Origin of the sequence: Mesorhizobium sp. M8A.F.Ca.ET.202.01.1.1, assembly GCF_004791595.1 — a bacterium.
Lineage (GTDB): Bacteria > Pseudomonadota > Alphaproteobacteria > Rhizobiales > Rhizobiaceae > Mesorhizobium.
Window position 1 is genome coordinate 242,202 of record NZ_SRUN01000004.1, and the last position, 19,278, is coordinate 261,479.

General features: G+C 65.4%; 23 protein-coding genes. 11 read left to right on the top strand and 12 right to left on the bottom strand.

What is annotated here, in order from left to right:
- Positions 1-15 precede the first annotated feature (15 nt).
- A complete protein-coding gene (locus tag EN845_RS11735; RefSeq protein WP_127870215.1) occupies positions 16-642 on the bottom strand; it encodes a GcrA family cell cycle regulator in 627 nt (208 codons plus the stop codon).
- A 586-nt stretch (positions 643-1,228) separates the two neighbouring features.
- On the opposite strand from EN845_RS11735, the gene EN845_RS11745 reads away from it, so the two are divergent.
- Entirely contained in the window at positions 1,229-1,924 is a 696-nt protein-coding gene (locus EN845_RS11745; RefSeq protein WP_167531332.1) for a helix-turn-helix transcriptional regulator, read from the top strand.
- 43 nt (positions 1,925-1,967) lie between these two features.
- Here the strand turns inward: EN845_RS11745 and EN845_RS11750 are convergent, their stop codons facing one another.
- Positions 1,968-2,270, bottom strand: coding sequence for a hypothetical protein (locus EN845_RS11750; protein ID WP_127870411.1), 303 nt, complete (start codon positions 2,268-2,270; stop codon positions 1,968-1,970).
- 181 nt (positions 2,271-2,451) lie between these two features.
- Here EN845_RS11750 and EN845_RS11755 point away from each other — a divergent pair, with 181 nt between their 5' ends.
- The 4 genes from EN845_RS11755 to EN845_RS11770 all read left to right on the top strand — a co-directional run bounded on the left by EN845_RS11755 (position 2,452) and on the right by EN845_RS11770 (position 4,715).
- Positions 2,452-2,814 (top strand): hypothetical protein, encoded by a 363-nt coding sequence (locus EN845_RS11755; RefSeq protein WP_127870212.1) that lies wholly within the window; start codon positions 2,452-2,454, stop codon positions 2,812-2,814.
- Between the two features lie 100 nt (positions 2,815-2,914).
- Positions 2,915-3,526, top strand: coding sequence for a hypothetical protein (locus EN845_RS11760; protein ID WP_127870211.1), 612 nt, complete (start codon positions 2,915-2,917; stop codon positions 3,524-3,526).
- Complete coding sequence (locus tag EN845_RS11765; protein WP_127870210.1) at positions 3,523-4,143, top strand: hypothetical protein; 621 nt, start codon at positions 3,523-3,525, stop codon at positions 4,141-4,143. The genes EN845_RS11760 and EN845_RS11765 overlap by 4 nt, the downstream gene beginning before the upstream one ends.
- The gene (locus tag EN845_RS11770) at positions 4,140-4,715 is read left to right on the top strand and encodes a hypothetical protein (protein ID WP_127870209.1); all 576 of its coding nucleotides are present in this window, start codon (positions 4,140-4,142) and stop codon (positions 4,713-4,715) included. The genes EN845_RS11765 and EN845_RS11770 overlap by 4 nt, the downstream gene beginning before the upstream one ends.
- 40 nt (positions 4,716-4,755) lie before the next feature.
- Here the strand turns inward: EN845_RS11770 and EN845_RS11775 are convergent, their stop codons facing one another.
- From EN845_RS11775 to EN845_RS11800, 5 genes are all read right to left on the bottom strand, one after another.
- Positions 4,756-6,120 carry a hypothetical protein gene (locus EN845_RS11775; protein WP_127870208.1) on the bottom strand — a complete coding sequence of 455 codons (1,365 nt, stop codon included), beginning with the start codon at positions 6,118-6,120 and terminating at the stop codon, positions 4,756-4,758.
- Positions 6,121-6,235: 115 nt separating this feature from the next.
- The gene (locus tag EN845_RS11780; RefSeq protein ID WP_127278997.1) at positions 6,236-7,252 is read right to left on the bottom strand and encodes an ABC transporter permease; all 1,017 of its coding nucleotides are present in this window, start codon (positions 7,250-7,252) and stop codon (positions 6,236-6,238) included.
- Positions 7,249-8,832, bottom strand: a complete 1,584-nt coding sequence (locus EN845_RS11785) for a sugar ABC transporter ATP-binding protein (RefSeq protein ID WP_127870207.1) — start codon at positions 8,830-8,832, stop codon at positions 7,249-7,251. Before EN845_RS11785 ends, EN845_RS11780 begins: the two co-directional genes overlap by 4 nt.
- 219 nt (positions 8,833-9,051) lie before the next feature.
- Positions 9,052-9,999: a substrate-binding domain-containing protein gene (locus EN845_RS11795; RefSeq protein WP_127870206.1), complete on the bottom strand. Its 948-nt coding sequence runs from the start codon at positions 9,997-9,999 to the stop codon at positions 9,052-9,054.
- Between the two features lie 266 nt (positions 10,000-10,265).
- Positions 10,266-10,826 carry a dienelactone hydrolase family protein gene (locus EN845_RS11800; RefSeq protein ID WP_127870205.1) on the bottom strand — a complete coding sequence of 187 codons (561 nt, stop codon included), beginning with the start codon at positions 10,824-10,826 and terminating at the stop codon, positions 10,266-10,268.
- Between the two features lie 137 nt (positions 10,827-10,963).
- Between EN845_RS11800 and EN845_RS11805 the strand changes: the two genes are divergently transcribed.
- Positions 10,964-11,662: a RibD family protein gene (locus EN845_RS11805; protein WP_127870204.1), complete on the top strand. Its 699-nt coding sequence runs from the start codon at positions 10,964-10,966 to the stop codon at positions 11,660-11,662.
- A gap of 264 nt (positions 11,663-11,926) precedes the next feature.
- On the opposite strand, the gene EN845_RS11810 is transcribed toward EN845_RS11805, so the two are convergent.
- Positions 11,927-12,811: an SDR family oxidoreductase gene (locus EN845_RS11810; protein WP_127870203.1), complete on the bottom strand. Its 885-nt coding sequence runs from the start codon at positions 12,809-12,811 to the stop codon at positions 11,927-11,929.
- An 87-nt stretch (positions 12,812-12,898) separates the two neighbouring features.
- Between EN845_RS11810 and EN845_RS11815 the strand changes: the two genes are divergently transcribed.
- Positions 12,899-13,765 (top strand): helix-turn-helix transcriptional regulator, encoded by an 867-nt coding sequence (locus EN845_RS11815; protein ID WP_245511719.1) that lies wholly within the window; start codon positions 12,899-12,901, stop codon positions 13,763-13,765.
- Between the two features lie 98 nt (positions 13,766-13,863).
- On the opposite strand, the gene EN845_RS11820 is transcribed toward EN845_RS11815, so the two are convergent.
- Both EN845_RS11820 and EN845_RS11825 read right to left on the bottom strand, forming a co-directional pair.
- Positions 13,864-14,316: an SRPBCC domain-containing protein gene (locus tag EN845_RS11820; RefSeq protein WP_127870201.1), complete on the bottom strand. Its 453-nt coding sequence runs from the start codon at positions 14,314-14,316 to the stop codon at positions 13,864-13,866.
- Between the two features lie 121 nt (positions 14,317-14,437).
- Positions 14,438-14,980 (bottom strand): phosphatase PAP2 family protein, encoded by a 543-nt coding sequence (locus tag EN845_RS11825; RefSeq protein ID WP_127870200.1) that lies wholly within the window; start codon positions 14,978-14,980, stop codon positions 14,438-14,440.
- A 46-nt stretch (positions 14,981-15,026) separates the two neighbouring features.
- Here EN845_RS11825 and EN845_RS11830 point away from each other — a divergent pair, with 46 nt between their 5' ends.
- Entirely contained in the window at positions 15,027-15,506 is a 480-nt protein-coding gene (locus EN845_RS11830; protein ID WP_127278847.1) for a DUF2127 domain-containing protein, read from the top strand.
- A 57-nt stretch (positions 15,507-15,563) separates the two neighbouring features.
- Positions 15,564-15,710, top strand: a complete 147-nt coding sequence (locus tag EN845_RS35465) for a hypothetical protein (protein WP_167531333.1) — start codon at positions 15,564-15,566, stop codon at positions 15,708-15,710.
- A gap of 61 nt (positions 15,711-15,771) precedes the next feature.
- Here EN845_RS35465 and EN845_RS11835 read toward each other — a convergent pair whose 3' ends face one another.
- On the bottom strand, positions 15,772-16,068 hold the full coding sequence (locus EN845_RS11835) for a DUF1236 domain-containing protein (RefSeq protein ID WP_127870199.1): 297 nt from the start codon (positions 16,066-16,068) through the stop codon (positions 15,772-15,774).
- 538 nt (positions 16,069-16,606) lie between these two features.
- On the opposite strand from EN845_RS11835, the gene EN845_RS11840 reads away from it, so the two are divergent.
- Together EN845_RS11840 and EN845_RS11845 are read left to right on the top strand one after the other, a co-directional pair.
- Positions 16,607-16,858, top strand: a complete 252-nt coding sequence (locus EN845_RS11840) for a polymerase (protein ID WP_245511720.1) — start codon at positions 16,607-16,609, stop codon at positions 16,856-16,858.
- 113 nt (positions 16,859-16,971) lie between these two features.
- Complete coding sequence (locus EN845_RS11845; protein ID WP_127870198.1) at positions 16,972-17,193, top strand: hypothetical protein; 222 nt, start codon at positions 16,972-16,974, stop codon at positions 17,191-17,193.
- Positions 17,194-17,291: 98 nt separating this feature from the next.
- Here EN845_RS11845 and EN845_RS11850 read toward each other — a convergent pair whose 3' ends face one another.
- Complete coding sequence (locus EN845_RS11850; protein ID WP_127870197.1) at positions 17,292-19,208, bottom strand: diguanylate cyclase; 1,917 nt, start codon at positions 19,206-19,208, stop codon at positions 17,292-17,294.
- Positions 19,209-19,278 lie beyond the last annotated feature (70 nt).

Here is a 19,278-nt window from a genome sequence, read left to right on the forward strand (position 1 = left end):
GAAGGGATCAACCCTTCAGCCGGCCTCGCAAACACGACGCTGGAAGCGTGCCTGATGGTAGGTGCAGTAGCTTTTCATCGCCCTGGTGCGCATGCCGCAGCACAGCATCTCCTGGCGAGGCCGTCCGCCGGGCGCATCATTTCGAGGATCGTCCTCCAGCGTCAGGTCGAGCGGCGCGCGGCAGCGGTTGAACAGGCAGTCGATGAAGCGCATGGCCACGCCATGCGGCTGCCGGCCGATGGCACCGCGTGGCGGCGCGGGTACCTTGAAACGGTAGGTTTGCCCATCGGCGATCAGCACGCCCGCCTCGCGCTGGAAAAGCCTCGGCCGGACGGGCGAAGGAGCCCGCTTCGGCCGCATGGCGGGTTTGGCCGGCTGCGGGGTGGCACCGGCACGGCTGGTTTCCGCCTTGGCGGCGCGGCTCGCCGCCTTGGCCATCGCCGTGCGCGCCGCCAGGCCCTTGCCATTAGCAAAGCCGATCGCGCCAAGCATGGCGTTGCGGTGGACGATGCCGATAATGGCGTTGCGCGATACGCGCGCGCCGCGCTGTACGCTGAACGCCGCCGCAATCCTCGAGGCCGAAAGCCCGTCCCTCAGCCAGCCGGCAATCGCCTGCAATTCGCTGTCGCTATAGCTTGCCATGTCGGTCTCCATTGCGCGGCCAGCGGCCGCCGCGAACGGCGCCGTCAGGCAAGCGTCGGGTTTGCCCACAGCCGCGATGGGACTGCCGGCCGTGGTCCGGCCTGTCGGCCGCAGGGATTGCTTGTGGAAGGGCTGCTTTCAGCCCAGCCGGTCGACGGGCGCGTCAAGGCGCCCAAGCCGCGCCCGCGCAGTGTCCCTGTCGGGGGCGGAAACCGCCCTGCCCGTCGTCGGCTCGTCGGCGATGACGGTGCGGTCCTGCGTGCGGATCAGGAAACACCCGGCGGCCGCGTCGAATGGGGGGCCGGAGCCGCGGGGAGCGGCGGCTCCGGCCGTTCCGGCCGCCGCTGAAGGGCGGACCGGACGCGAGGCCGATGCGTCAAGGCAATCGGCTTCGCGCTTCGCCCCGGCCGGGGAGGAGGACAGCCGGGACGGAAGGGAAAGGGCGGCGCCCGGCAAGGCCGGGCCGGAGGCGTTGTCGACTCTGAGGGGGTTGAGCTTTTGCATGAGGTGATATAAGCATAACTCAAAAATTGATGCAAGCCAATCTTTCATGGACGAAAGCAGGACTTGTCGGTCACATGAGGCCATGGTGAAAACGCAACTGTCGATCAGGGTCGGAGCCGCGATCCGCCAGGCACGCAAGCAGCGCGGCCTGGTCATGCGCCACATCGCCGAGCACAACGACACCGATGTCGCCGCCGTCGGCAACTGGGAAACCGGGCGCAACCTGCCCAAGACCGAGAACCTGTTGAAGACCGCCGCCTTCCTGCGTGTCGACCCCGTGGCGCTGGGCCAAGGGCAGGTCGTCTTCCTCGACGATGCCGGCCCGGTGGCGGACGCCGAGATCGTCACCGATGCCGGCCCCCTGCCGGCCGGAGCGATGGATATTCCGGTGCTGGGCGCCGCCGTCGGCGGCGATGACGGCGACTTCACCTTCAACGGCGAACCGGCAGGATACGTCCAGCGTCCGCCGGGAGTCCGCAACCTGCCGAAAGTGTTCGCGCTGCACGTGCTCTCGGATTCCATGGTGCCGCGTTATGAACCCGGCGACATGATCTATTGCGGCGGCCGCGACGCGGTGCCGGGCGACCATGTCGTGATCGAGACCTTTCCGGAAGAGAACGAGAAGAACGGCAAGGCCTTCATCAAGAAACTGGTCCGGCGCACGGCGGGCGAGCTGGTGGTCGAGCAGTACAATCCGCCCAAGACGCTGACCTTCAACCGCTACGCCATCAAACAGGTCTGGCGTGTCATCCCGCTGAAAGAACTGCTGGGGTATTAGGGGCGCACCTTCCTTCTCCCTTGTGGGAGAAGGAAGACCCCCCTCAAGCCCGCCTCGCCCCTTCCAGCTGCACGTCGCGGTCGCGCAGCATCCGCGCTTCCGAGCGCATGCGCTGGCGCTCGTCGATGAACGCTGCCTGGATCGAGATCGCCGTGCCCGGCAGTCCGTCGGCACGGCAGGCCGAGCAGACGATGCGCCCCGACAACGCGGCCAGCGGCGTGTTCCCGTTGACCCCGAAGCGCTTCAACTGATCGGGCCGCCACCAGCTGTTGCGGCCGCAATCGGCGCACTCGACCGACAGCGAGGCGACCTGCGCGATCACTGCTTCCCTGCCCGGCAACGCCATCATCCCCTGTCCTTTTGTTTCTGATTTGTTCCTATCTTCCCGTGTTTTGAAGCGGGAGTCGAGTCGCAGTTTCCAAACTCCTCCAAAAGTCTTTCTTCTATGCCTGTTTGAGTTATGCTTATATACACCTTGCATATGTGAGTCGGCGTGGAATGACCCGCGCCTGGATGCGGGAGCAAGAATGGATGCCGCCGATTTCGCCCGCGCCTGCGGTTACACCGGCGACAGTCCCGCTTTGCTCGAAGCCTTCGAGGCGATCCGCCGCAACGGCATCGCGCAAGCCCGTCTCGATCATTTCAGGCGCAAGGCCGTCATCGACGAAATGAAGCAGTCGGAGCCTCTGTTCCTGGCCGCGATCGGCCCGGCGCTGTCGGCGCATGAAGCCATCGAGGATGCCGGCCGTTTCATCGCCGGCTGGCGCAACATGCCGCGCTGGCGCCAGGAACGGCGCCTGCCCGATCTCGCCAGGGCGAAAGAGCAGCGTCTCGTCGCGCGCTTCTTCCGTCGCTACGGCCATCATCTCTGGGCGCTCGAAGCAGCCTGAGGCTCGGCACGGTTGGACCAGCCATTTGCGGGTTCCAATCCCTGCCTTTTCTTCCTAGATTGCGGGTGGGTGGCTGTTCGTTCGACGTGCATGGTTTGGAATGTTCAAGACCGCCCGCTCAAAAATTCAGACCTGGATAACGGCCGGCGCGGGAACCATCGCCGCCTTGTTTGTCGCCGGCGTGATGGGGGCGTTTGGCGCCCTGCCCGCCCATGGTCCACCACAATTGCCGCCAGACGCCGTCATCGACGCCGGACGCTGGCGCCTGCAGCCGGTGCGTGCCTATGTCAGCCATGCCGGGGTCCATGGCGTGCCGCTGAAGCCAGGCCAGAAGGCGCTGGTGCTGGAAGTCGACATGACCAACCGCACCGCGCAATCCGACAAGGGCTATTTCAACGTCTTCACGCCGGACGGCATTGTCCTGCCCGACTCCTCGCCGATGATCGTGTTGACACGCGATTCCACGATGACGCCGGAACTGCATCCTGGGATGACCGAGCGCATGGCCTATGTCTGGCCGCTTGCCGGCGACGCCGCCGTGCCGGCAAATCTCGCCTTCGGCGTCACCGCCGAGATCTTCAAGCCGCGCGACAATCTCCATGGCACGCCCGGCTGGTACAATCCCTACCGGCTCGGCACCGTCACCTTGCCGGTCACCGACCTGTCGGCGACTGGGCAGGCGGCGATCGGGCAGCCGGGGAGCGGCTCATGAGGTTACGCGTGCTTGGCAATCTGGCGGTCCTTTGCGCGACCGTGGCGCTGAGCTACGGCATGCAGGTGACGAAGCCGCATTATGCCGACCTCACCGCACCGGTTCCCATCGATGGCGCCATGCACGACACGGTGCGCGCGCGCAGCTTCGCTGTCAGGCTCGACAAGGTGATCTTCGCGCGCCAGCTCAAGGCCAGCCAGTTCGGCCAGGAAAAGCTTTTGACGACCAGCGGCCTGTGGGTGGTGGCGACGACAAACCTCACCGCGACCGGCGCTTCCACGGCGGTGGCCGACGGCACCTGGCAAGGCCCGACCGGGTTGCGCTATCACCAGACGGAGCGGCTGGGCTACCGCCAGGACATGCCGCCGCACGGCGTCGATCCGGGCCTGGACAAACGCGGCCTGTTCGTCTTCGAGGTGCCATCGGACCAGATCCGCGGCGCCAGGCTGCTGATCGCCGCGCGCCAGTTCGGCCCGCTCGACGCGCAGGCCCGCATCAGCCTCGATGCGCTGCCGACCGGCGCTGACGGCCAGCCGTCCGACATCCTGCCGGAATTCGACCTCGATGCCGCGGCGGGCCAGACACCGCAGGGCCAGACACCGCAGGGCAAGACATGAGCGCCGTTTCGACAGACACGGAACCGGCCACGAATCCACAGGCCGAGCGAAAATGGCGCCGGCGCGGCCTTGTCGCGCTCGCCGCCCTGCTGCCGCTGACGCTGGCCGAGACCAGTTATGACAGCGTGCGCGAATGGCTGCATGGCGAGGACCTCATCGCCAGGGATGTCGAGTTCGGCCAGTCCGTGCCGTTCGGCGGCAGCGGCTGGAAGCTGGCCGATTTGCGCGGCGGCAAGGCCGGCCGCCTGCCCGACCACGCCTTCGCCGTCATCGCCACCTTCACCGTGACCATCGGCGACCCGGACCTGCGTAAACAATGGCTGGGCTGCAAGCTGATGCTGACCGACGCCGCCGGCCGTCGCTGGCTGCCCGATTTCATCTCCGGCGTCAGCCTGCCGGAGGGCGCGATGAACTGCGCCCAGGCGATCTTCTCCGGCGCCAGAAAAGGCGACGTCATCACCGTCGGCGACACTTTCATCGTGCCCGAGGACGCGGTGAAAACCATCCGCCCGGCCGTCGGCCTGGGCAGCGAGCGGCCGTGGTACCTGCGTTTTCAAAGGCCGCCGAAATAGCTACTTTCTCCCGTCACTATACGGGGAGAGGAACGCACGCCTACGCCGCGGCTTCACTAACTCCATTCCCCGCCCCCTTCGACAGCGAGAACGCCGTCTCCAGCACGGCGGCGAGAAAACAGATCCTGATCGGCTCGATCAGGATGCCCGTCGAGGAATCCTGGAAGGGACTGCCGAACAGCAGCGTCACGCCGTGCGAAAAGATCTGCCAGACGTCGAGCTCGTGCGGGCCGATCAGCCTTGTCGCGCCAAGCCACAGCCAGGCAGCGCCCCAATCGAGCAGGCGGTAGCCGACGATCAGCGTGCACAGCAGCACCAGGCTGGAACTCACCGTCAGCCGCACGCCATTGGCGATCGGCAGGTAGCGCGAACGGTAGCCGGCGATGAAATGCTCGACGAAGTCGCGCAGGAATTTCGGCAGTCCGGCATAGCGCTGGCCGAACCGTTCGACGCGGCCGTTGACCCGCATCAGCGCCGCGTCGTCGCGCACCTCATAGCCGTAGATCAGCGCCGCCATGACCAGCCAGATCAGTGGCAAAAGCATGTAGAAGAACAGATTGACCGCCACCGTCGAGGCCGCGATCGAGGTGATCTCGACCGGCACCACTGGTGCGGCGCTCGCCGCCGTCACCACTGGTGCGGCGCTCGCCGCCGTCACCACTGGTGCGGCCGTCGAGACCGGAACCGGGCTCGCCAGCCCATCGATGGACGCCTGCAGCACGGACCAGAAATTGCGGCTCATCAGCCATTGCAGCGCACTGTCCTTCCAGCGGCTGATGACGTAGAGGCCGACGAAGATCCAGTTGGTCTCGCAGATCACCACGACGATCTGCCAGAACGACGTTGCTGTCGTCTTCGTCTGCATGAACTTGGCCAGCCGGCGGATCAGCCAGGAAACGGCGACCGAAATCAGCAGCCAGCGCGAATCGAGCACGTCGAGCACATTGCCGCTCTGGCCGAAACCGGCCTGGTCGAGCGAGGCGCGCGAATACTGCCGCACGATGTCGCCAAGAAATCCCCAGGCGGCGTAGTAGGCGAAGAACGGCAGCAGCGCGATGGTGATCATGCGCACCAGCCGCGTGCCGCGCCGGTCGGCATCGCTCGCCTCGTTGCCAGCGACTTTGCTCTCGGCGGCCTTGTCCGCGCCGCGCTGCGCGGCCAGCACATTAGGCAGGCCCGGCCGCAGCACATGGAACATCGCCACCGTCACCACCAGTTGCGCCAGCGCCACCAGGGTGAGCATGGCAAGCCCGGCGAAATGGTTGGCGAGCGCCACCTTGGCCGCCACTTGCATGAGGAGATCGCCGGTCAGCACCCCGGCCAGCACCAGCGCCACGAGCTGCGGCCAGAAGCGCCGCAGCAGCGAAAAACTCAAGCTGATCGGCCTGATGATGTCGGCAACCATGAGCATCCCTCATGACGCCACCCGCCCAAGCCTTTCTAGCAAGGCGCCGATGTTTTGCAACCGGGCCGGGAACTGGCCGCGCATCCGCTGCACGCGGCCATGGTGCCGCGCACCCCTACCGTCTCACCCGCGACTTCAGCCAGCGATCGAACGCCACCGCCAGGATCAGGATCAGCCCGATGACGATGCTTTGCGTGTAGGACGACACGTTGTTGAACTGCAGCCCGTTCTGCAGCACGCCGATCAGGGCAGCCCCCACCACCGTGCCGCCGACCGAGCCGATGCCGCCGAACAGCGAGGTGCCGCCGATGACGACGGCCGAGATCACCGTCAGCTCGTAGCCGATGCCGGCGACCGCTTCGGAAGAATTCAGCCTGGCCGACAGCACGAAGGCGGCGAGCCCGGCGAAGAAGCCGACGATGACATAGACCGAGACCAGGATGCGGTCGACGCGCAGGCCCGACAGCCGTGCCGCTTCGGCATTGCCGCCGACGGCGTAGACGGCACGGCCATAGCGGGTGTAGCGCAGCACGATGTGGCACAATATGGCGGCGATGGCGAAGATCAGCGCCGGCACCGGCACCGGGCCGATCAGCCCTGTGCCGAACCAGCGCATGGAGGCATCGAAGCCAGAGATCGGGCCGCCATTGGAGATGGTCAGCGTCAGCCCGCGAAACACCGTCAGCCCGCCCAGCGTGACGACGAAGGGCGGTACTTTCAGCCTCGTGATGGCGAACCCCTGCACGCCGCCGGCGAGAGCGCCGACCACGACGGCGGCCAGCAGCGCCGCGAACCAGCCATAGCCCTGCGTGCCTGATGTCGACAGCGACAGCGTATTGGCGGTGCCGCCCTTGGCGACCACGGCCGCCACCATGCCGCAGAAGGCGAGCAGCGAGCCGACCGAAAGATCGATGCCGGCGGTGAGGATGACGAAGGTCATGCCGAGCGCGATCAGCCCGGTGATCGAGATCTGGCGCGTGATGTTGAACAGGTTGATCGGGTCGATGAAGCTCGGCTTCAGCACGGTGAAGACGACGACGAGGGCGGCCAGGAACAGCAGCGGCCCGAAGCTCATCAAAAGCCGCGCGATCGTCACGCCGCCGCGCTGGTTCTGTTCCTCGGCGATGCTCATCGTGCCTGTCCCCCCGCGTCCTGTGCCGGCGTATCCTGCCTGTCGAGCGCCATCAATTCCATCAGTCTTTCCTCGTTTGCCTCGACGCCTGGCATCTGCCCGGTGATGCGGCCCTTGCGCATGGTGACGATGCGGTCCGACACCGCCAGCACCTCGGGCAGTTCGGACGAGATCATCATCACCGCGATGCCGCGCGCCGCCAGTTGCACCAGGATCTGGTGGACCTCCGCCTTGGCGCCGACATCGACGCCGCGCGTCGGCTCGTCGACGATCAGCACCTTCGGGTCGCGCGCCAGCCAGCGCGCCAGGATCACCTTCTGCTGGTTGCCGCCCGACAGGCCCTCGATCGCCTGCTCGGCCGAAGCCATGCGGATCGACAGCATTTTGCGGAAACCCGACAGCGCGTCGCGCTCGCGCCGCTCGGCCATGAAGCCGAAGCCGTTGCTGAAGCGCCCAAGCGAGGCGACGGAGAAATTCGGCAGGATGCCGAGCGCGGCGAAGATCGCCTGGTGTTTGCGGTCCTCCGGCACCAGGCCGATGCCGAGCTTGATGGCGTCGGCCGGCGATGCGGGTGCTATTTCCTTGCCGTCGAGCGTGATCGTGCCCGCCGCGATGCGGTCGGCGCCGAAAATGGCGCGGGCGAGCTCCGTGCGGCCCGAGCCGACGAGCCCGGCAACGCCGAGGATCTCGCCGGCCTTGAGGTCGATGTCGACGCCGTCGAGCACGATGGCATGCGGCGCCTCGGGGTCGCGCACGGTGCGCAAGCCCCGCACGGACAGCACCACATCGCCGGCCACCGCGCGTTGGGCGGGCCGCGCGTAAAGTTCGGAAGCGGCGCGGCCGACCATCTTCTCGATGATGGCGGGCAGCTTGATCGGCCCGCCCTGACGGTCGAGATGCCCCGCCAGCCTGCCGTCGCGCAGCACCGTCATGCGGTCGCAGATGGCGGATGCCTCCTCCAGCCGGTGGGTGACGAACATGATCGCGACCTTGTCCTTGCGCAGCCGGTCCATGATCGACAGCAGCCGCTGCACCTCGGTCTCGGTCAGCGCCGAGGTCGGTTCGTCCATGATGATCAGCCGGCTTTTCAGCGACAGTGCGCGGGCGATCTCGACCAGTTGCTGTTCGGCCACCGACAGCGCCGACACCGGCGTCATCGGGTCGATGGAAAGACCGACGCGGGCAATGATGGCGCGGGACTCCTGTTCCATCCTGCGCCAGCTCACCAGGCCAAGCGGCCCGGTCGGCGCGCGGCCGATGAAGATGTTCTCCGCCACGGTCAGCGTCGGGATCAGGCTGAGCTCCTGGTAGATGGTGACGATGCCCAGCCGCTTGGCGTCCTGCGGGCTCGCCGGCTGATAGTCGGCGCCGTCGAAGGTGATGCGGCCGCTGGACGGCGGCATGACGCCGGACAGGATTTTCAACAGTGTCGATTTTCCGGCCCCGTTCTCCCCGAGCAAGCCCAGGATTTCGCCGGGATGGACATCGAGCGAAACCTCGCTCAGCGCGGTGACGCCGGCGAAATGCTTGGTGACGCCTTCGATGGCAAGCAGGACGGGGGATGCGGCTTCAGCTGGCAAGGATGGCTCCCGGATTGCGGCAGGCAGCGGGGCACGCCCCCCTCTGTCCTACCGGACATCTCCCCCACGAGGGGGGAGATTGGATGTCGTGAAGGCTTTCGCCAATCTCAAACGTTGCAAGAGAGGCGCGGTCGAAAGAAGCTGCTGATCTCCCCCCTCGTGGGGGAGATGGCCGGCAGGCCAGAGGGGGGCGTGCCCCACCGGCCTGACCAATCCAGCCTACTTCGTCTCGTTCAGCCGCTCCGCCTTATCCAAATTGTCCTTGCCGATGACGATGGGCGTCAAAAGCACCAGCTTCTCCTTCGGCTCGGTCTTGTCCTTGGCGTAGGCGACCGCGATCTGCACGGCGGTGCGCGACTGCTTGCCGGGGAACTGTTCGACCGTGCCGGCGAGCTTGCCATCGCGCACGGCGACCAGCGCTTCGGGCAGCGCGTCGAAGCCGTAGATCTTGACGTCGCTGAAGTTGCGCGCGGCGCACGCTTCGAGCGCGCCCAGCGCCATGTCGTCATTGGCGCAGATGATGGCGTCCGGCTTGCCGTTGGCGGCAAGGCCGGCTTCCGTCACCGTCAGCGCCTCGGCGCGGGCGAAGTTGGCGGTCTGCTCATAGATGATCTGGTACTTGTCCTTCAGCGGATCGAGCACATTGTGCACGCCCTTGTTGCGGTCGATCGCGGGACCCGCGCCCGGCTGGCCCTGCAGGTGGAACAGCTTGGCGCCATTGGGGAATGCCGCCACCACGGCGCTCGCTTCCGCCTCGCCGCCCTTCACATTGTCGGCGCCGACATGGGCAAGGATGCCCTGGACACCGTCGACGCGGCGGTCGATCGTCACCACGGGAACGCCGGCCTTGACCGCTTCCTCGATGGCTGGCGCCAGCGCGTTGACGTCGAGCGGCGAGATGACGATGGCGTTGACCTTCTGCACCAGGGCTGCCTCGATGTCGGCGGTCTGCTTGGTGGCCGAGTTCTGGCCGTCGCTCTCGGTCAGGTTGACGCCTTGCGCCTGCGCTTCGGCCTTGATCTCGTTCAGCATGTGCACGAAGAACGGAAAGCCGAGACTGGGCACCGAGCCGAGAATGGTGAGTTTGTCCTCGGCGAAAGCCGAGCGTGCGGCCAGCATCATGGCGCCCGCGGCCACGGACGTCATCAGGAATTCGCGTCTGTTCATGGGTTCCTCCTCCACAGAAGCGCACTGTCCCTAAAAACCGGGACCGGTTTCAGGAAGGATCATGCGCCGGTTAAAGTGTTGGAGCATCCTCCTTGCGCCAAGAACGCATGCCGCTCCAGCTGACCGCCGCCAAAACTCCTCCGATCGGCGTCAACAAGAGGATGCTAACCCAGGGTCAACCGTTTGTGCAACATCGATATAACAGAGCCGGACAGCGACTTGTCGGAATTGTCTGAATTTTGGATTCTTGGGGCCTGAAGGCCCTTCTATGTCAGGAACGTCAAAGTGCGGCTCCAAAGCTGCGCGGCGGCCGTTCCATTATAGTCGGGCAGTGCCGGGTCGGAAAAATAGTGTCCCGAGTTTGGATAGCGGAAGACCTGCACATCCGCTCTCGCTGCCTCCGCGCTTTCCTGCCAGGCGCGGACATCCGGCTCGGGGAAAAGTGGATCGGTGTCCGCGACATGTAGTTGAACCGGCAGGCCCGGGCGCGTGTTCGCAGGCACGGTCGCCAAACCGTGCAACAGAAGGACACCCGCGGCCAGCGGACGCGACGCCCAGAATTCCGCCACCACGCCGGCGCCCATCGAGATGCCGGCCAGCACCGCATCGCCCGGCGTCGAGGCCAAAGCCTCCCGTGCCTTTAGGCAGATGGCATCCCAACCGATCCGTGCCTTGATCGCGAAACCTTCATCGAGATCGTCCGTCGCCGCACCCTGATAAAGGTCTGGCAGCGTGACGGCATGGCCGCTGGCGCGGAAGCGCTCGGCAAGATCACGTTCGATCTGGCGCAGGCCAAGAACCGAGTGAAACAGGATCATGTTCGCCATGCTCTGGTCCGGGTCGCTGAAATCCCGTCATGCTACCTGCCGGGGCTTGGAGCCTCAAGGCACGCCACGTCGGCTTCCATTTTTCCGACCCGGCATTACCTTTGGACTGGCCAAAGCCGACAAAGGGAGACACCCATATGAAGCCGCACATCATCTGCCATATGCTTGCCTCGCTCGACGGCGGCCTTCATCCGAGCCGCTATACCGAAAGCCCCGACGGCAGCCGGGCCGAATGGTCGGGCCTCTATGAACAGATCCACAACGACCTCGAAGGCGACGCCTGGATCGTCGGCCGCGTCACCATGGCCGAGATGAGCAAGGCCGGCGCGCACCCGCCTGCGCATGCTGGCAAGGTCGAGCGGCCGCATCATTTCGCGCGGCGCGACGCGGGCAGCTATGCCTTGGCGCTCGATGCCTCCGGCAAGCTGCATTTTGCCAAGCCCGACATCGGCGGCGATCATGTCGTCGTGCTGCTCGGGCGTGATGTCGAGGACAGCCACCTGGCCGAACTGGCAGCCGACGGCGTGTCCTATATCGTTTCGGAAACGGCCGACATCGATCTCGCCGCGATGCTCGACGTGCTCGGGCGCGAACTCGGCATCCGTCGGCTGCTGCTCGAAGGCGGCGCCGGCATCAACGGCTCCTTCTTCGCTGCGGGGCTGGTCGATGAGTTGAGCCTGCTGGTCGCCCCCGCGCTCGATGCGCGGGCGGCGAACCAGGGCGTTGTCGAGTTCGGCGAGGCCGGCCTGGCGGGCAAGATGCGGCTGTCTCTCAAAAGCTGCCAAACCCTGGCGCATGGCCTCGTCCAACTACGCTACGCCGTCAGCCCTGGCTGATCTCGTGCTTGCGTTTTGGACTGCATGCCTCCATCGTTTCGTCATCCACGGGCGGAGCAAGGAGCGTAGCGACGCAGCGCAGACCCGAGGATCCATGCCGGGACTCCTGAGCCCCGCCACAGTGAAGAATTCTGCTCCGCTGCGCTCTTCGGCCCAGGTCACGGAATGGATCCCAGGGTCTCCGCGACGGAGCTTCGCTCCTGCTGCGCCCTGGGATGACGAAGTTTAGAAGCCTCGGCCAATTCCGAACGTTGCTACCACCCATCAGTATCGCATGGCGTCGAGATCGGCGATCAGCGTCGGGCCGGTCGGATGCCAGCCGAGCCGCGCCTGGGTCAGCGCGCTGGAGGCCGGCAGGTCCATGGGGGCGAACATCGCCATCCAGCCGAAATGCTCCGCCGCCTTTTCCGGCGCGATCGAAACGACCGGCAGGTTCAGGCCCCGGCCAAGCGCCTCGGCGATCGCGCGCACCTCGACGCCTTCCTCGCCGACGGCGTGATAGCGCGCGCCGGGTTGGCGCTTTTCCACCGCCAGCCGGTAGAGGCGCGCGGCATCGAGCACATGGCCCGCCGAAAAGCGATTGCGGCCTTCGCCGACATAGGCCGAAACGCCCTTCTGGCGCGCGATCTCGATGAGCGGCGAGATGAGGCCTTGCTTCCTCGTGTCATGCACCTGCGGCAGGCGCAGTACCGAAAGATTGATGCCGGCCTCCAACAAGGCATTGCCGGCGAGTTCCGAGGCGATGCGGGGATTCGCGTGACCGGCGTTGAAGACATCCTCGACCGCCAGTTGGCCATGGCCGGGGCTGCCCATGCCGACGCCTGACGTGATCACCAGCGGCCGGTCGGAGCCGGCGAGCGCCTCGCCAAGCGCGGCGATGACATGGCTGTCCTTTTCGCAGTTCTCGACAAACCGCGAGAAATCATGGTCGAACGCGGTGTGGATCACCGCTTCCGCCTTGGCCGCGCCGTCGCGCAAGCCTTTCGGATCCTCGAGGGTCCCCCTATACACCTCGGCGCCGGCGGCTGCCAACGCCTGCGCGCCCGCCTCGGAACGGGTGACGCCGACCACCTGATGGCCGGCCTGAAGAAGTTCGGGAACGAGCGCCGAACCGATGAAGCCGGTCGCGCCGGTGAGAAAGATACGCATGCAAAATCTCCTGGGTTGCCTGCGTAATATCGCTGCTCTATTATTCCATTAAAGTAGTGATCTTATCATGGTATAATGGCTAACAGGATGCCCAACGCCTCCAACGGCTCGCTCGCTGCGTTCCTGAAAGACCGGCGCACCCGGCTCGACCCCTCGTCGTTCGGCTTCTCCGGACGCAGGCGCACGCCTGGGCTGCGCCGCGAAGAGGTCGCCCAGCGCGCCAACATCAGCCCGACCTGGTACACATGGCTGGAACAGGGCCGCGGCGGCGCACCCTCGGCCGACGTGCTGAACCGCATCGCCAAGGGCCTGCTGCTGACCGAGGCCGAGCGCGAACATCTTTTCATGCTGGGGCTGGGGCGCCCGCCCGAGGTCCGCTACCTCCGCGCCGACGGCGTCAGCCCCAGGCTGCAGCGCCTGATCGACACGCTCGAGGCAAGCCCTGCCCTGATCAAGACGGCGACCTGGGATGTCGTCGCCTGGAACAGCGCCGCGCAAGTCGTAATGACCGACTACAGCACCTTGCCCCACGGCCAGCGCAATATCCTGCGCTTCATGTTCCTGAGCCCCGCCATCCGCGCCAAACAGCACGATTGGGAGAACCTTGCCCGTTTCGTCGTCGGCGCGTTCCGGGCCGACGCGGCGCGCGCCGGCGCGGTGTCCGAGGTCGCCCAACTGGTGGAGGAATTGTGCGGCGCCAGCCCCGAATTCGCCGCCCTGTGGCGGGAGAACGACGTGCTCGCCCATGGCGACGGGACCAAGCGCCTGAAGCATCCCGATCTCGGCGACATCGAGCTCGAATATTCGGCCTTCGCGGTCGATGGCCGGCCGGACCTCAGCCTGACCGTCTACAACCCGGTGGACAGCAAGGTCGCCGACCGAATCCGCGACCTCGCCCGGCGCCGCAAAGAGCGAGACGCGACGGACCCGTCGATGAAGCCCACCACGCCTTAGAGCAATTCCAGGAAAAGTGTGAAACGGTTTTCCGTTCGGGATTGCGTAAAAACAAAGAGTTAGAGCCGTTCGGCGATTCCGTGAAATGCGGAACGGCTCTAGGGGCGTTCGCACATCGCCTTCAGGATCCGCAAGGTCGGCCCCCAGTAAAGATTGGCATGCGGACGGATCGACGGTTCGGCGAAGCCGCTCAGCGTCAAGGTCAGCAGCGTTCCCTGATCCGCCGGCGCGAGCGCGAAGCCGACCACCGTGTGGTTCTCGGGTACGTCAGCCAGGCGCGAGGCCGACAGCGTGCTCCAATAGCTGTAGGCGAAGCTCTTGTCCGGCTCGAAGGCCCGGACGGCGCCGTGGCTCTCGAACGGCATGCCATGCAGCACGCCGCGGATCACGATCGCGCCGCCGGCTTGAGCCTCGAGGCTGACATCCAGTTCTTCGTCGGACATCCATTGCGCGATCAGTGCCGGCGTCGTCAGCACCCGCCAGACCTTGGCCGGGTCGGCATCGATGGCGATGGCCTTGAAGATCGGCGTGGTGTCGAGGGAACCGGTCACGAATGCAGCGACATTGCGCCAGCGACGCGACCGGAACCACGCCGGGCAACATTATGGACCGGTCTTGCCGAACTTGCCCCGGCAGAATTGCACGCAAGGCCTGTTCGACGACCGATTTCCATCACAGGATACTTGTCGCCAGCCGGTCGAGGCGCGAATCCTCACGGTAGAGGACGCGGACGAGCACCGCAGCGGCAATGCCGGTCAAGGCACCGCCAAGCACATCCGTGACGTAATGGGTGCCCACAAACAGCCTCGACCAGCAGATCAGCACCGCCACGGCTCCGAAAATCATCGCGCGTCCGGGAAGCGCCTGCAGGGCGAATGCGGCAACGATGGCGAAAGCCGCCGTCGCGTGATCCGAGGGGAACGACCAGTCGGCGCTGGCGGGAATGATGAGATGGGTCACACCGGCGTCGTAGGGACGCACGCGATGCACGAAAAGCAGGCTGATCTGGTTGGCGCCAAGTCCGATCAGGAAAGACAACCCCGCCGCGATCGCGGCATGGCGGACGTGGGTCCGGTCCGTCCTGCTCCACCATTGCAGGACCACGCAGGCGATCAGGAGCGGGACACCGAATTTCGTCACCGAGATCATGATCAGATCCAGCGCCGGGCTTATTCCCGCCGCCGAATTGATCCAATGTGTAGTCGTCACGTCCATCAATTCACCTTACCGTCGAGCCGCCACACCAAATGGCAGGAGAGCCATGAACGAGCAGCGTGTCCACCAGATTTTCGAAGTCAGCCTGCTGCTTAAGGGCGCACATGCGCTCATCGAATGCGTCGGCGGCCTGCTGCTCGCCTTTGTCAGCACCAGCACCATCGTGTCGCTGGTGAACAGGCTGACGCAGGAAGAACTGGTCGAGGACCCGCATGATTTCATCGCCGGCCATCTGATGGACGCGGCGAACCATTTCTCCGTCGGCACGCAGCATTTCTACGCATTTTACCTTCTCAGCCATGGCCTCATCAAGATTGCCCTGGTGGCGGGGCTGCTGAGGGGGAAGCTGTGGGCCTATCCGGCCTCGCTGGTCGCCTTGCTGCTGTTTATCGTCTACCAGCTCTACCGCTTCAGCTATACCCGCTCCGCGGGGCTGATCGTGCTCACCATATTCGACCTCGTCGTCATCTGGCTGATCTGGCACGAATACCGCCTCGTTCTGCGCCACAAGGTGGCAAGCCGTTAGAGGGGCGTCGTCTGCCACGGCCCCTATTCCGGCGTGCCATGCGCCGAATGCCGGCAGGTGATCTGGGAGTTCTGCTGCGATGATCCCGAGGTCAGGATCATCGGCTCGACGCTCGACGGCGGGATCGAACTGATGACCATCGGCGAGATTTATCCAAGCCCTTATGGGCCGGGCACCAAGGGTATCGACCCGCGCAAGTTCTGATTGCGCGGGCAACCCGCTTTGCAGCCGGCCCGCCACCAGCCCGGCGGCGGGCCGGGCGTTGTTACTGGATGATCTTGATGATCTTGTGGGTGCCCGGATCCACGATCACCGTCTGGTTGTCGATCACGGTGTAGCGATATTTGACATTGGGGACTTCGTGAAGCTCGACCGTGTCGGGCAGAGCCGTGCCGAGGCTGAGTTCGACGCCGGGAACCTTCACCGAAGCCAGCGGCTGCTTCTTCACATATTCCTTGATCACCGTTTCCTGCTCGGGCTGGATGATGACGTCTTCGGCGGCGGCTGCGCCGACACCCGCGAGCAACAGAACCGCGGCCACGGCGGCAAGAGTCTTGTTCATGAATTCCTCCATTTGAAATCGGCACAGCACAGGATTGTCGCCGCGCTGAGGATCGAACTTCAGGCACGGATGAACGTTCCCCGGTCGGGCTTCGGTCGGGCCAACCTCGGACTTAGGTCCCATTCAAGAACGCAATGGTCCTGCCGCCGCTCCCGCCGGGAACGGTCGCCTTTCGCACTCGTTGTCGCTCCGTGATGGCAGGCAGCTGACTGATATCAGTAAGCAGCCCCATGTTTTTAGCGAATTGGCGCAGCTACGTCCCTTCCTGCGCCAATAGGGTTCGCTCACTGCGTCCAGTTGGTGAGCGAACCCTGAATTCCCCGGCATCGGGCCGAGACGGGAGGAGGTTGTGATGTTCGGCGACAAGGAAACCCGTCTTATCGAGATGGTGCTGCTGATGGCGGTCCCGTTATCGGCGTTGATCCCCGCATTGCTCGTCACCTTCACGTCGAGCTGGTAGCAGCCCGCTTCGAGAGGGACAGCCCCGCCTGCTTTGGCGGAGAGCTCGGCATCCGCTGGTGCCCGTTGCCGATTGTCGATGCGTGATTTGGAGGAGAGGGAAATGCAACTTGGTGACATCATCGCCAACACCTTGGCCATCCTCTTGCTGGTTTGTTTTCTCGCCAGCACCTTCTTCCTTTTCGGAAAGCCATTATGGCCGGAGCAGCACGCTCGCATGGTCATCATTGTGCCGGTTGACACGATGACGACAGCGTCGACCGGCCGCGGTGGCGCCCCTGTCCTCCCAGGCACTTTCGACACCAGCATTGCCCGTCCGAGGCCGTCCTGACGGGCATCATGGGCATGCGCGCCAGCGAATGCAGCCGCGCCCGAACAGCCCGGAACCAAACCAATCGGCAAGGGTTTCCCAGTGGAAGGGACCGCAACCACGGAAGCGGAGTAATGGAACTTCTGACCTTGGAACTGGCCCGGGCGAGGCAGCGCCTCAACCGAGCGGAACTTGCCCTGGAACGTGCAAACGCGATGCTGGACGAGGACTGTGGCGTCGGTATCAATCTGAGGCTTTGCGACAGGATACGATCCGCGCAACAACGCGTCGGCGAGGCGAAAGCTCGGCTTGTGAAGCTCGATCCCGCAAGCATGGATTCAGGCCACAGCGGTTGAAGCAGCTGAGAGAGAGACGCCCGCCGAATCCTCATTCAGGCAATCGCCAGTTCACCCTCGGATTCTACCCGGCAGCCCGGCCCTAGGCCCAGGAAGACTCAAGTCTTGCGCCGCGAACCGGTCGCGCGTTGGTCGCTGAGGTGAGGACGCCATCCATGCACTCGGTCCCGCCCCGCGGCCTTGGCGCCGTAGAGCGCCTCGTCCGCACGATTCAAAAGATCGGCGATCTCCATGGCGCCGCCGCCGGCATCGAAGGTGCCGACACCGATGCTGACGGTAACGATGCCTTTTTCGCTGCCGGCATGCCCAAGAGCGAGGTCGCGCACCTTGCTCCTGAGGTTTTCGGCGATGACGAAGGCGCCCCGCGCATCGGTCTCGGGCAGGATGAGCGCGAACTCCTCGCCGCCATAGCGGGCGGCGGCGTCCGCCGGCCGGCGGGCTGCCGCCTCGATGCAGCGGCTGACGACGCGCAGGCATTCATCGCCCGCCGGATGGCCGTAATAGTCGTTGAACCGCTTGAACCAATCGACGTCGATGATGAGCAGGCTGAGCGGCATTGCGTTGCGGCTGGCGCGGGCGAATTCGCGCGCCAGCGCTTCGTCGAAGGCGCGCCGCGTCAACAGTTCGGTCAGGCCGTCACGGTGCGCCAGAAGGTTCAGCTTCTCATTGGCGGCCATCAGTTCGGCCTCGACCTGCTTGGCCTCGGTGATGTCGGAAAACACGCTGAGGCTGCCGCCATCGCCGGTCGGCCGGGTGCGCACATCGAGCCAGCGCCCGTCGGCAAGCTGGACCTGGCGGTGACTGACGAGCTTCTGCGCGGCCATGATGCCGGCGATCCAGTCTTCGACCGCGTCCGGCGGCGTGGTCCCTTCGCCGCGCTCCGCCGAGGCGCGCAGGATGTCGCGGTAATCGGCACCCGGCACCCTCATGTCCGCCGTCTTCGGAAACATGGCGCGGTACCGGGCGTTGCACAGCACCAGCCTGCCGTCCGGATCGAACATCACCAGGCCGTCGGCCATGTGCGTCAGGGCGTCTCCGAGCCTTGCCTGGCTTTCCGCCAGCTCGTTCTCAAGCTGCTTGCGAACGGTGATATCGCGATTGTGCGTGATCAGGCCGATGATGGCTCCGCTCCGATCCCGAAAGGGCGCCTTCAAGGTCGCCAGCCAGCCATCGGTGCCGTCCTCGTGGTGAAGGCGCTGTTCGATGGTCGACGAAGCGCCCGAGGCCAGCACGGCAAGCTCGTCCTCGCGGAAGCCCTGCGCCGTCCCACGCGGAAAGAAGTCGAAATCCGTTTTGCCGATCAGTGCCTTGGCGTCGGTCGCATGCATCAGTTCCGCCGTCGCCGGATTGGCCGCGATGAACCGCCCGTCGAGATCCTTGACGTTGAGGCAATCGGGCAGCGTCTCCACCACGGCCTTGTAGATGCGCCGGGACTGCAGCGCTTCGAGGCGACGCCGCTCCTGGTAGAGCGTCAGCCCCGACAGCACCACCGAGACGAAGATGAGCAGGGAGGACGGCAGCGCCACCTTCGGCAGCACCATCTGCAGGACATCCCGCGGCAGCACGCTGAGGCCAAGCAGTGACGCCGCCGCGGCGGCCGCGCCAAGGATCATGATGTCGATCATGGTGGCGCGGCGGCCCTTCAGGGCAAGGTTGCCGGCAACGCCAACCAGCATGGCGGCCGCGATGCCCACGGCGCCGGCGAAGGCGCCGATGCCGCCCTCGAAAGTCCGGAAGGCACCGGCCATGACCCCGGCGACGATGCCGGCGACAGGGCCGCCGAAGAAGCCGGCAACGGCAATCATCGTCGCCCTGAGATCGGCGAACACGCCCGGCTGCAACTGCATGGGTGTCAGCATCAGGACGATGGCGCCGGCGCCCATCAGCAGGCCGAAGGCCGCTGCCTTCGCGGCGGCCGGCCAGCGATCCAGCCACACATGGGTGTGGATCCAGACTGAAACGAACATCGCGACGACCGCGAGATTGGCCAGCAATTCGGACCAGGGCGAACCCATTGCGCGCCTTTCCTTTCACCGGGCTTTCGCCGTATCGCCTCCTCGATAGGCCCTCAATGACAACAAAGTG

Bases quoted from the DNA above. Each gene is read 5' to 3' on its own strand.
- EN845_RS11815 (WP_245511719.1), top strand. From the start codon at position 12,899: ATGCCCAACGCCTCCAACGGCTCGCTCGCTGCGTTCCTGAAAGACCGG.
- EN845_RS11845 (WP_127870198.1), top strand. From the start codon at position 16,972: ATGGAACTTCTGACCTTGGAACTGGCCCGGGCGAGGCAGCGCCTCAAC.
- EN845_RS11850 (WP_127870197.1), bottom strand. From the start codon at position 19,208: ATGGGTTCGCCCTGGTCCGAATTGCTGGCCAATCTCGCGGTCGTCGCG.
- EN845_RS11760 (WP_127870211.1), top strand. From the start codon at position 2,915: ATGTTCAAGACCGCCCGCTCAAAAATTCAGACCTGGATAACGGCCGGC.
- EN845_RS11770 (WP_127870209.1), top strand. From the start codon at position 4,140: ATGAGCGCCGTTTCGACAGACACGGAACCGGCCACGAATCCACAGGCC.
- EN845_RS11840 (WP_245511720.1), top strand. From the start codon at position 16,607: ATGCGTGATTTGGAGGAGAGGGAAATGCAACTTGGTGACATCATCGCC.
- EN845_RS11835 (WP_127870199.1), bottom strand. From the start codon at position 16,068: ATGAACAAGACTCTTGCCGCCGTGGCCGCGGTTCTGTTGCTCGCGGGT.
- EN845_RS11780 (WP_127278997.1), bottom strand. From the start codon at position 7,252: ATGAGCATCGCCGAGGAACAGAACCAGCGCGGCGGCGTGACGATCGCG.
- EN845_RS11755 (WP_127870212.1), top strand. From the start codon at position 2,452: ATGGATGCCGCCGATTTCGCCCGCGCCTGCGGTTACACCGGCGACAGT.
- EN845_RS11825 (WP_127870200.1), bottom strand. From the start codon at position 14,980: ATGGACGTGACGACTACACATTGGATCAATTCGGCGGCGGGAATAAGC.
- EN845_RS11735 (WP_127870215.1), bottom strand. From the start codon at position 642: ATGGCAAGCTATAGCGACAGCGAATTGCAGGCGATTGCCGGCTGGCTG.
- EN845_RS11805 (WP_127870204.1), top strand. From the start codon at position 10,964: ATGAAGCCGCACATCATCTGCCATATGCTTGCCTCGCTCGACGGCGGC.
- EN845_RS11745 (WP_167531332.1), top strand. From the start codon at position 1,229: ATGGTGAAAACGCAACTGTCGATCAGGGTCGGAGCCGCGATCCGCCAG.
- EN845_RS11830 (WP_127278847.1), top strand. From the start codon at position 15,027: ATGAACGAGCAGCGTGTCCACCAGATTTTCGAAGTCAGCCTGCTGCTT.
- EN845_RS11795 (WP_127870206.1), bottom strand. From the start codon at position 9,999: ATGAACAGACGCGAATTCCTGATGACGTCCGTGGCCGCGGGCGCCATG.
- EN845_RS11800 (WP_127870205.1), bottom strand. From the start codon at position 10,826: ATGGCGAACATGATCCTGTTTCACTCGGTTCTTGGCCTGCGCCAGATC.
- EN845_RS11765 (WP_127870210.1), top strand. From the start codon at position 3,523: ATGAGGTTACGCGTGCTTGGCAATCTGGCGGTCCTTTGCGCGACCGTG.
- EN845_RS11750 (WP_127870411.1), bottom strand. From the start codon at position 2,270: ATGGCGTTGCCGGGCAGGGAAGCAGTGATCGCGCAGGTCGCCTCGCTG.
- EN845_RS11775 (WP_127870208.1), bottom strand. From the start codon at position 6,120: ATGGTTGCCGACATCATCAGGCCGATCAGCTTGAGTTTTTCGCTGCTG.
- EN845_RS11810 (WP_127870203.1), bottom strand. From the start codon at position 12,811: ATGCGTATCTTTCTCACCGGCGCGACCGGCTTCATCGGTTCGGCGCTC.